The organism is Acinetobacter sp. YH12136 (assembly GCF_013418545.1).
GTDB lineage: Bacteria > Pseudomonadota > Gammaproteobacteria > Pseudomonadales > Moraxellaceae > Acinetobacter > Acinetobacter towneri.
Window position 1 is genome coordinate 1 of record NZ_VPBV01000045.1, and the last position, 10610, is coordinate 10610.

Below are 10610 nucleotides of genomic sequence, written 5' to 3' on the forward strand. Positions count from 1 at the left end.
ATCGGTTGGATAATGGGAGCCGGATGAGCTGAGAGGTTCATGTCCGGTTCTGCGAGGGGCTAAGGGTGAAATTCCCTTGGTCTACTCACCCGTATATTCAAACTCATTCAGGCTGGGTCTATACCGCATTTGTTATTGACGTGTTCTCACGAGCAATTGTTGGATGGAAAGTATCTACACGGATGAATACAGATATGGTGCTCGATGCATTGGAGCAAGCATTGCACGATCGAGGTATGCCTAAGAATGTGATTCATCATTCAGATAGAGGTGTTCAATATCTTTCTATTCGCTATACCAATCGTTTAGAAGCAGCAAATTTACGAGCATCAGTCGGTACGACAGGTGATTCATACGATAATGCTTTGGCTGAAACGGTGAATGGCTTATACAAAACAGAAGTGATTGAATATTTAAAAGCAGATTGGCAAGGTTTAGCGGATGTACAACTTGCGACATTAAATTGGGTAGATTGGTTCAACAAAAAGCGTGTACACAGTGCACTGGGTTATGTATCGCCTTTTGAGTTTGAAGCAATGTACTATGATAAGATTAATCCGTTAGGTCAGGTGGCCTAACTTAAATAAAAAAGTCTCCGACAAACCCGGTACGGTTCACTATCTAGTTAAGTATTTCTAATAAAACTATAAAGTGATACAGTTGACACAAAAAATAAATGTTCAAAATATACATTTATTTTGATATAAAGGGTGGTGTTTCAAAAAGTATGCTAGTTAATTCTGTCAATAGAGAAATTGAAAATAAGTAAATTAAATTCACTATATTTTTAATGCTTTATGAGATATCAATTGTGGTTAAAATATAATCAGCATACTTTTTGAAACACCACCTGATATAAAGATGTTGAAATGTGCACTGCGTCACAATAATAATTTTTCAGTAGATTCATGGAAAGATATTTGTGTAGGAAATGTGCTTGAAATTGTTCCTTAAATTGTTCTAAGTCCACAAGGGATAGTTATGTTGAGATTGTCACTTTTAGCTGTTGTAGCTTCATTGGGGGTAGCGGCTTGCACATCAAGCCCATATACGAAGCCATCAGATTTACGTTTTCAGAAAAAAACGCAAGAAAATAATCAACCTATTGTATTAAAGCGAGATGAGAAGCTTTGTGGTGGTGATACAGCAGAACAGCAAAATTGCCCGATTGAATTTTATATTGACAGTATTAAAGCTGGAAATTTTTATATAAATAATTCGGCTCAATATGCATTGAAACCAGAAACATATAATTTCAAAGTAAAAAACTGTACTGAAGAATCATGCCAAAGTTGTGATGTTGACTTAAACGTAGGAAAGCTAACAAGCAATGAATTTGTACTCTCTGTCAATACAAACGGTAAACCTTTTATTTCCAATAATGGTCAGCCTTTAAGTTGTGAGGTGAAGCACAAGGTTGCTGCTCAGGAACAGATAATACGAGTGGATTTAGCTGCGGACACTTTATTTAAATTTAACGGTTCTTCCTTGAATGATTTACTGCCAAAGGGGCGTCAAGAGGTCTTGAATGTTGCTTCGCAAATTCATAACAACTTCGTTTCTGTAAGCCGCATTAATTTAGTTGGTCACACAGATCGTTTGGGAAGTGATAGCTATAACAATCAATTGGGGCAAAACCGTGCAGACACAGTACGCAACCTGTTGGTTCAAAACGGTGTATCTGAAAATAATATTTCAACGTCTAGTGCAGGCAAAAATCAACCTGTGACGAATGGTTGTTTTGATGTAAAACAGCGTGAAGAACTCAAAGCTTGTTTACAGCCTGACCGCCGTGTAACTGTCGAAATTACAGGCATTACTAAATAGTTAAAGTTTTAGAAGATAAAAGAATATAATTTTTTGGGTAAAAATATGACTAATTTTATTGTAATTGAGAAAGACTCATTAAATAAGTCTACAGTAAATGCGACACAGATTACATTAACCGAAGCTTCTATTGTTCATACTAAAATGAGCCGTGATGACGTCGACGAATTTATCCGTGATGGCAATAACTTAGTGCTTAAGTTAAAAAATGGTGAAGTTGTTGTTATTGAGAATTTTTTTATAACATATGACGATGTCGCTTCAGATTTGGTTTTTGAAGAAGATGGGTGTGTTCTATATTGGTTTGATGGCGTATCGGGTTTTAAAGGCATTCCAGGATTAGAAGCATTATTGCCTGCTGTTGAAAGCAGTCAACTCGTTGGATTGTTACCTTGGTTGGTGGGTGCTGCTGTAGTTGGTGGCGCTGCAGCAATTATTGATCACAATGACAAGGATGAAGAACCGAAAGATACTACAGCACCTACAGCACCAACTGTTGAGATTAATGATGGTGGTGATGGTGTTATCAATCCAACTGATCTTGTCAACGGCAAAGTTACAGTGACTGTTAAGCCGACCGAGCCAGTTGTAGAGGGTGATAAGATTACGATCACTCATCCAGATGGTTCAATAGAAGAAATTGAAGTTACAGCATCAAGCAAAGATGACATTAACAACAATGGTATTACTGTTGAAGTAACTCCTGCTGCGGAAGGTAAAGATACAGTTGTTACCGCAACAGTGACCGATAAAGCTGGCAATACGTCACCAGAAGGCAGCGATAATTCAACAGTTGACTTGGTAGTTCCGGGCGATGTTGACGGTGACGGTGAAAAAGACCTAACAGGTGCGCCAGTTGTTGAAATTCAAGATGGCGGTGATGATGTCATTAACCCATCAGATGTTGATGAGAATGGCAAAGTTGATGCAAAAGTAACCTTCCCGAAAGATGCGGGTTATAGCGTTGGTGATACTGTTGTGATCAAAGATCAAGATGGCACTGAACTGGTTAACCGTCCATTAACAGCTGAAGACCTTGAAAACGGCATTACTGTCAAAGTAACTTCTGCAGCGGAAGGTGAAGACACTATGTCAAACATAACGCTCCTTTCATTCATTTTAAATTTGAATTTATCTTAAGTTAATTTTGGATAAAGATAGATAAAAATTGTAATGAAAATGGCTGCAATTACAGTACTCATTTAATGCTATGACGCAGCATTTGAAAAACTCCCACGGTATGAATTTACCAAGATGCTTAAATCATGAATTTTATAAAATCAAAGATATGGCTTGTGCTGTTTCTTCCGTTTTGTGCACCAATAATGCCTATTTATGCAGCAAAACCAAAAAATTATTTAGACTCAGCTAAAGCAAACATCGAACAGTTTTTTTCGTCGCAACCTGCAGATTTGAATCAAGTGAGTATTCAAGAACTAAGTAAATACTCATGGGGTGAGCAGACAGCGCAAGATACTTTGCCAGTTATCAAATTGAGTGGTATTCAACAACAACTTAAAGGTATGGAAAAAATAAGCATTAACTCTGAAGCTGAGCTAACACTTTTTGATGCAATTCATCAAGCGCTACAGCGTCGACCTGAAATCACTCAGAGTATTGCTACTATTGCAGGCCAAGGTGCAAACATTGATGCGGCGAAAGCACAATATTTTCCTCAAATCTCTGGTGGTATTAGTACAGCTGATTTAACGACTGGCGAACGGGGAAGACAGCTTTACAGTTTATCAGCGACACAGGTTTTATATGATTTTGGAAAAATCAAAAGCGATATCAATATAGAAGAAGCGAAGTTATTACGAGAACAAGCAAATACATTAAATAGCATTGATGATATTGCATATCAAACAGCGAATGCGATGGTCAATATTAACCGTTATCAAGAAATCGTTCGTATTGCTAATCAACAAATCAAAGGAATTGCTCGAATTGCAGAAATCGCTAATTTACGGGCTAAAGCGGGTATTAGTAGTCAGGCAGATCCGATTCAGGCACAGTCAAATTTAGAAGCGGCCCAATCAAATTTACTCATACAAGAAACGCAATTAAAGCAATATCAGCAAAAGTTACAAATGCTACTAGGCTATGACGTCTCTCATGTGAAGATGCATATTCCAGATACGATCATTCGTAATGCGGGTTTATACAATGACCCAAACTTCACTCAAATTCCTAAGATGATCGTAGCTCAGGCATCAGTGCAAGTTGCTAAATTACAAAAAGAACAAACAAAACTGAGCGCTTATCCAACAATTAATATTAAAGCTAGCTTAAATCAAGCTTTGAATGGGAAAAATCCGAATAATAATGAAGATGATGGTTTTTATAGCTCTGTTATGTTGGAAGCGAATAGTAACTTTTTCCAAGGCGGGGCGACTCGAGCAAAAATCCGTTCTGCAAATTATGCGGAAGAAGCAGCAAAAGCGGCGGTTAACACAGTTTATTTAGATGTCTTAGATCAAATACAACTCATTCGTGTGCAGGTCGAAAATAAGCAAAAGCAAATGGATGTTCTAGCGTTAAGAAAAGAAACCACGGCACGGACAAAAGAGTTGTATCAAGAACAATATAAATTAGGCACCCGCACAGTGGTGGATTTATTGAATTCTGAACAAGCAATTCATGCTGCCGCACAGGAAATTGAAAATGCAAGATATGATATTTACGCGGCCCTAATTCAGTATATCTATGTTACTGGTGCTTCAAGAGCATTTTATCAACTAAATAATACTTCTATTCAAGGGTTTGAAATTTTACCATGAGCAAAACTATGAATTATCAGCCATGGCTTCAAGCCGTTCTAGCAATTGCAAAACATTATCGTATCGAACCATCTGAAGAGCGTTTACGCTTGCAAGTCGATTGGAATCCGAGCCAGTCACTTGATGATATTTTGATTTTGGTGAGCCGTCAGATCGGGATGAGTCTAAGAAAAACTGAATTTAGTGAAGATATTTTGAATCCGTGGCGTTTACCACTTCTTATTCAAATGAGAGATGGGCAAGTTGGCGTATTGAATCAACTCGATGCCAATGGGAATGCGAATATTCAGTTCAGTGGTGATCAGGGATTAGCACAAGTACTTACTGTAGAGTTATTAAAAGAAAATGTGAACAATGTTTATATTTTAAGACCTGAGAAATCAATTCCTGATGTCCGTATTGATGAGTATATTAAACCATATGAGCAGAACTGGTTTTGGACGATTGTGCTAAGAGATTGGAAGCGCTATTTGGATGTGATGTTTGCATCATTAATGGCCAATATCCTTGCCTTGGCGACAATTTTATTTTCAATGAATGTTTATGATCGAGTTATTCCTGCACAGTCTGTTCCAACTTTATGGGTATTAGCCGGTGGTGTACTCATTGCAGCAATATTTGAATTTTGTTTACGAGTCGCACGTATTTATTTATCAGACATTATCGGAAAACGTGCAGATCTAAAAATCTCAGATAAGGTATTTGGTCATGCTTTAAGAATTAAAAATAAAGAGCGATCCAAATCCACAGGTACGTTTATTTCGCAAATACGTGAATTAGAAGGTGTTCGTGAATTAGTCACTTCTACAACCATTTCAGCGATTGCAGATTTGCCTTTCTTCTTTTTGTTTTTGGCAATTTTTTGGCTGATCGGTGGCAATCTGTTTTGGGTAATGGTTTTGGTTGTACCTTTAATGATTATTCCTGGAATTTTGATTCAAAAGCCATTGGCAAAATTAGCATCTGAAGGAATGCGTGAAGGTGCTATTCGCAATGCAACACTGGTGGAAGCTGTTCAAGGTATAGAAGATATTAAGTTATTGCGAGCGGAATCTCGATTTCAGAACCAATGGAATCACATGAATGAAGCTGCTGCAGATATTTCAATGCGCCAGCGGAAATTAGTTGGAATTGTGGGGGCGTGGACTCAGAAAGTGCAAGGGCTTACTTTTGCGATTGTCGTACTGGTTGGATGTTTTGCTGTGATGAAAGGGGAAATGACTACAGGTGCATTAGTTGCTTGTTCAATTTTATCATCGCGCATGCTTGGACCAATTGCACAGATTTCAGGAGTTCTAGGGCGTTTTCAACAAGCTAAAGTTGCTAAGACAAGTTTAGATGAGCTTATGAAGAAACCAGTTGACCAAGCACCAAATGCACATTTAATTCATAGACCTGTTTTGAATGGACATTATGAACTTAATAATATTGTCTTCAAATATAGTGAAAACGATGCAAAACCTACTCTCATCATTCCTAAACTTGAAATTCAAGCGGGTGAGAAAATTGCGATTTTAGGTCGTAATGGTGCAGGTAAATCAACGCTATTACAGTTGCTATCAGGGATGCAAGAACCTGTTCAAGGGAAAATCAATTTAGATGGGGTTGACTTGGGGTTAATTGATCCAACTGATGTACGTCGAGATATGGGCTTACTCAATCAGAATGCACATTTGTTTTTTGGTTCTGTACGTGAAAATTTAACATTAGGCTCACCTTTGGCGACTGACCAAGAGCTTTTAAATGTGCTCAAGCTCACAGGGGCATTAAACTTTGTATTAGATAAGAAAGAAGGTTTAGATCATCAAATTTTAGAAGGTGGTGTTGGTTTTTCTGGTGGCCAGCGTCAAGCTTTACTTTTATCACGATTATTACTTCGTCAACCAAATATTCTATTGCTTGATGAGCCGACAGCCGCAATAGATGACGTTTCTGAAAAACAACTAATTCAGAACCTTAAGGGGTGGTTAGGACAAAAAACTTTGGTCATTGCAACGCATCGTCGAGCAGTACTTGAGTTGGTGGATCGAATTATTGTAGTACATGATGGAAAAATTGTTATGGATGGTCCTAAAGAGCAAGTATTAGGTAATACTCAAACCAATATAGCGAGTACAGCATCATGATTAGAAATCCTATAGAAAGAAAAGATGCTGTAAAAGTTCAAGATTTAGAACCACCATTGCCCAGACCCAGTCTATTTATTTGGATTATTTGTTCGGGGCTTCTGGCTTTATTGATCTGGGCATGGTTTTTTAAACTTGAAGAGGTTTCAACTGGTACTGGTAAAGTCATTCCTTCATCTAAAGAACAAGTGGTACAGTCTCTTGAAGGTGGAATTTTAACAAAGCTTTATGTGCATGAAGGGCAAATCGTACAAGAAGGGCAGGTACTTGCCCAACTTGACCCAACTCGCTTTGCATCAAATGTTGGTGAATCTGCATCCTTACTACTAGCATCACAAGCAACAGCAGCGCGACTACGTGCAGAAGTTAATGGAACTAGTTTAAAATTTCCGAGTGAAGTACTTAAAGAGCGAGATTTAGTTGAAGAAGAAACAGCACTCTATCATTCACGACGATCTAATCTAGAAGAATCTTTGTCAGGTTTACAACAAGCACTTATTTTAGTTGATGAAGAGCTGCAAATGACTGAACCATTAGTAGCGAAAGGTGCAGCTAGTGAGGTCGAAGTATTGCGGCTCAAGCGCCAAGCAACAGATTTGCGCAATCAAATGAATGATGTGAGAAATCAATATTTGGTAAAAGCTCGAGAAGAGTTGGCAAAAGCCAACACAGATATCGAAACGCAATTACAAGTCGTAAAAGGTAAATCAGACTCTTTAAATCGTACTCTTTTTAAATCACCTGTACGAGGGATTATTAAAGAAATTGATGTTATGACTATTGGCGGAGTGATTTCTCAAAATGGCAAGTTGATGACAATTGTTCCTCTGGATGAACAACTTTTGGTTGAGGCACGTATTTCACCGCGAGATATTGCTTTTATTCATCCTGGGCAAGATGCACTCGTGAAGATCACTGCCTATGATTATTCTATTTATGGTGGGTTGAAAGGAAAAGTTTCAATTATTTCACCAGACACATTGAGAGATGAAGTTAAGCAAGATCAATTTTATTATCGAGTGTATATTCGAACGGATTCAGGAAAATTGATGAATAAAGCAGGCAAACAATTCAGTATTACTCCTGGCATGGTTGCAACAGTCGATATTAAAACAGGGGAGAAAACGATTTTAGATTATCTAATAAAACCATTTAATAAAGCGCAAGAGGCTTTAAGAGAAAGATAGTTTTGAGTGAGCCTGTAAATAATTTTGTATTTGTGCTTTTTATATGTGAATACTAGGACTTCCACTGACACCAAGATTTTAGCATAACTTTTCTTTTAATCGTTCATAGGGTGTTTTGCCATTCATGGCTGCATGAGGTCGGGCATAATTGTAAAATGCCTCCCATTCGGCCAGCTTGGCTTTTAAATCCACATCATCGGTGTAGTCTAATAGCTGGTAGAACTCCATTTTATCCGTCTTATGAGATCGTTCGACCTTACCGTTATGTTTAGGTGTTCGGGGTTTAATATAGCGATGATGAACGGCATGATCATTCAGATGCCAATGGAATTTAGACTGAAACTCATGACCGTTTTCAGTCTGAATGGTATGAATACGGAAAGGAAATTTATTGATCACATAATTGACTAAATCAATAGCATTGGCTTGATTATGTTTCTGATAAATCTTTAATACCCTAATTCTAGTTGCATCATCAATAGCGGTATATTGATATCGTTTGACTTGTTTTCCATTTTGATCTTTAAAAAAGAGAAACTTTACATCAACTTGAACGTGATGCCCTGGTACTTGTTTTTTATAACGTTGAGGAATAGGAATAGAACGTTTACGCTGATTTTGGGGTAGTCGATTCATACCATGCCGTTTTAAAACATGGTACGCCCCAGCTGCTGAAATTTTAATTTGGTGATAACGCCATAAATACCAACTAATCCGTAGTTGTCCAAAATGATAGTGTTGACGTAAATAAATAATCTTATCTTCAATCACAGCAGGCGTGCGTAGCTTAAGGTTCTGTGGACATGGCTTACTGTTGACTAATCCTATCTCTCCTTTGGATTTATAGTAAGCGTCCGCTGAACACACCTTCTGAATTCATCCTATAAGCCTTAATTTAGTCCCCACTTAGAAACAAGTGGGGACTTAAGTTTATGACTACAAATAATCAGACATCCATCGCATCTCTTGCGAAAAAACGAAGAACATACAGTGCTGAATTTAAACAGCAGATCGTTCAGGCTTGTAAAGCACCGGACGTTTCAATTGCTTCAGTCGCTTTGCAACATGGATTGAATACAAATCTTGTATCCAAATGGATTCGCTTAATTGATGCTAAGCCAGGGAGTGATCGCTCACCACTACCGAATAAACCTGCATTTATTGCCTTATCTTGCTCTGCACCATTAGATCCTACTCCTACTGACATGTTAAAAGTTCAAATTACTTTACCCCACTCAAAAGCAGAAATTGGCTTGAAATGGCAAGTATCAGAAATACCTGCCTTGGCAGAATTACTCAAGGTGCTGGCAACATGATCCGTATCGATGAAATCTGGCTTTCTACCCAACCTCTGGATATGCGAGCAGGGATGGATACGGTCATGGCTCAGGTGGTGAGAGCCTTTGGCTACATTAAACCGCATTGTGCTTACCTGTTCTGTAATAAACGTGGCCATCGCATGAAAGTGCTGGTACATGATGGACTGGGCATCTGGCTGTGTGCCAGGCGGCTGGAACAGGGAAAATTCCACTGGGCTAAAGTTCACCAGGGTGAAAGCGTAGCTCTCAACCCGGAACAGTTACAGGCATTAATCCAGGGTTTGCTTTGGCAGTGTCATTGGACGACAGCAAGTGGTAACAATGCTCTAAACCAAGCTCGGCTATTCTGCTATTCTCCAAACGTTCTATTTCCTCTGCGTCATGACCTCAGGCATACTGCGGTCATGAATACGCTGCCTGACTTAAGCCAACTGACCCATGAACAACTGCTGGAATTTACCCGGCAGTTGGCGATGCAGCATCAGTCTCTGGCACAATCAAATCAAGAATTAGAAAAATCAAACCACAATTGGATGCCAAAGTTCAACATCTTTCCATTCTCAATCAAAAATACGAGCATGAACTGGCGCTGTTTAAACAGCATAAATTCGGCAGTAAAAACGAACATCTCACCGCAAAACAAATCCATCTGTGGGATGAGGCGGTCGAAGAAGATATCGCAGCCGTTGATCTGGAATTAGAACGATTAAATGCAGATAAAACCCATGCAGCGACACAGAAAGCCACAGTCAACAAACCTAAACGTCGACTGCTGCCAGATCATCTACACACCATCCGCATTGAGCATGAACCTGCATCAACCCAATGCAGTTGTGGCTGCCAGTTACGTCGTATCGGCGAAGATATCAGTGAAAAACTGCATTTCAGACCGGCACAGTTCTATAAGGAACAGCATGTGCGTGGTAAATGGGTCTGTGATCAGTGTGACATTCTGACTCAGCAAGCGATGCCCGCCTATGTGATTGATAAAGGCATTGCTTCACCTGAATTGCTCAGCCATGTGCTGGTATCGAAGTATGCCGATCATTTGCCGCTGTACCGTCAACGTCTGATCTATCAGCGGGCGGGAATCGAACTTTCTAGATCAACTTTATCTGACTGGATAGGTCGCTGCGGTGTAGAACTGGAACCTCTGGCCAATGCCTTAAAAGAGGTGGTGCTGCAACAGCGGGTGCTGCATGCAGATGAAACACCGGTCACCATCATGCGGATGGGTGAGAATAATAAAAAACCGAAGAAAGGTTATGTCTGGGCCTATGCCACTACACAGTACAATCCAGTTCAGGCGGTGATCTATGACTTTCAGGATAGTCGTTCAGGCCAGCATGCTGCAGAGTTCTTGAAAGGCTG

At 39.2% G+C, this 10610-nt stretch carries 7 protein-coding genes and 3 pseudogenes; 9 read left to right on the plus strand and 1 reads right to left on the minus strand.

Annotated elements, in window-relative coordinates; genetic code table 11:
- Positions 1-92: 92 nt before the first annotated feature.
- The 6 genes and pseudogenes from FTU71_RS13785 to FTU71_RS13810 form a co-directional block, all read left to right on the plus strand.
- A pseudogene (locus FTU71_RS13785) lies at positions 93-578 on the plus strand (IS3 family transposase); the annotation flags it as partial.
- Between the two features lie 403 nt (positions 579-981).
- Entirely contained in the window at positions 982-1827 is an 846-nt protein-coding gene (locus FTU71_RS13790; protein ID WP_163120772.1) for an OmpA family protein, read from the plus strand.
- Positions 1828-1872: 45 nt separating this feature from the next.
- Entirely contained in the window at positions 1873-2967 is a 1095-nt protein-coding gene (locus tag FTU71_RS13795; protein WP_180112104.1) for a BapA prefix-like domain-containing protein, read from the plus strand.
- Between the two features lie 125 nt (positions 2968-3092).
- Positions 3093-4607, plus strand: coding sequence for a TolC family protein (locus tag FTU71_RS13800; RefSeq protein ID WP_163120770.1), 1515 nt, complete (start codon positions 3093-3095; stop codon positions 4605-4607).
- Complete coding sequence (locus FTU71_RS13805; protein ID WP_180112105.1) at positions 4604-6733, plus strand: type I secretion system permease/ATPase; 2130 nt, start codon at positions 4604-4606, stop codon at positions 6731-6733. The genes FTU71_RS13800 and FTU71_RS13805 overlap by 4 nt, the downstream gene beginning before the upstream one ends.
- Positions 6730-7920, plus strand: a complete 1191-nt coding sequence (locus FTU71_RS13810; RefSeq protein WP_180112106.1) for an HlyD family type I secretion periplasmic adaptor subunit — start codon at positions 6730-6732, stop codon at positions 7918-7920. Before FTU71_RS13805 ends, FTU71_RS13810 begins: the two co-directional genes overlap by 4 nt.
- Before the next feature lie 78 nt (positions 7921-7998).
- Here FTU71_RS13810 and FTU71_RS13815 read toward each other — a convergent pair whose 3' ends face one another.
- Positions 7999-8796, minus strand: a complete 798-nt coding sequence (locus FTU71_RS13815; RefSeq protein ID WP_373684977.1) for an integrase core domain-containing protein — start codon at positions 8794-8796, stop codon at positions 7999-8001.
- A 56-nt stretch (positions 8797-8852) separates the two neighbouring features.
- Between FTU71_RS13815 and FTU71_RS13820 the strand changes: the two genes are divergently transcribed.
- The 3 genes and pseudogenes from FTU71_RS13820 to FTU71_RS13830 all read left to right on the plus strand — a co-directional run.
- Positions 8853-9236, plus strand: a complete 384-nt coding sequence (locus FTU71_RS13820) for a transposase (RefSeq protein WP_002114018.1) — start codon at positions 8853-8855, stop codon at positions 9234-9236.
- Positions 9233-9520, plus strand: a pseudogene (gene tnpB / locus FTU71_RS14645) (IS66 family insertion sequence element accessory protein TnpB); the annotation flags it as partial. The gene FTU71_RS13820 and the pseudogene tnpB, both read left to right, overlap by 4 nt.
- A gap of 123 nt (positions 9521-9643) precedes the next feature.
- Positions 9644-10610, plus strand: a pseudogene (locus tag FTU71_RS13830) (IS66 family transposase); the annotation flags it as partial.

What these genes read in the sequence shown, in the direction of transcription:
- FTU71_RS13800 (WP_163120770.1), top strand. Translation starts at nt 3,093, where the DNA reads ATGAATTTTATAAAATCAAAGATATGGCTTGTGCTGTTTCTTCCGTTT.
- FTU71_RS13820 (WP_002114018.1), top strand. Translation starts at nt 8,853, where the DNA reads ATGACTACAAATAATCAGACATCCATCGCATCTCTTGCGAAAAAACGA.
- FTU71_RS13810 (WP_180112106.1), top strand. Translation starts at nt 6,730, where the DNA reads ATGATTAGAAATCCTATAGAAAGAAAAGATGCTGTAAAAGTTCAAGAT.
- FTU71_RS13790 (WP_163120772.1), top strand. Translation starts at nt 982, where the DNA reads ATGTTGAGATTGTCACTTTTAGCTGTTGTAGCTTCATTGGGGGTAGCG.
- FTU71_RS13795 (WP_180112104.1), top strand. Translation starts at nt 1,873, where the DNA reads ATGACTAATTTTATTGTAATTGAGAAAGACTCATTAAATAAGTCTACA.
- FTU71_RS13805 (WP_180112105.1), top strand. Translation starts at nt 4,604, where the DNA reads ATGAGCAAAACTATGAATTATCAGCCATGGCTTCAAGCCGTTCTAGCA.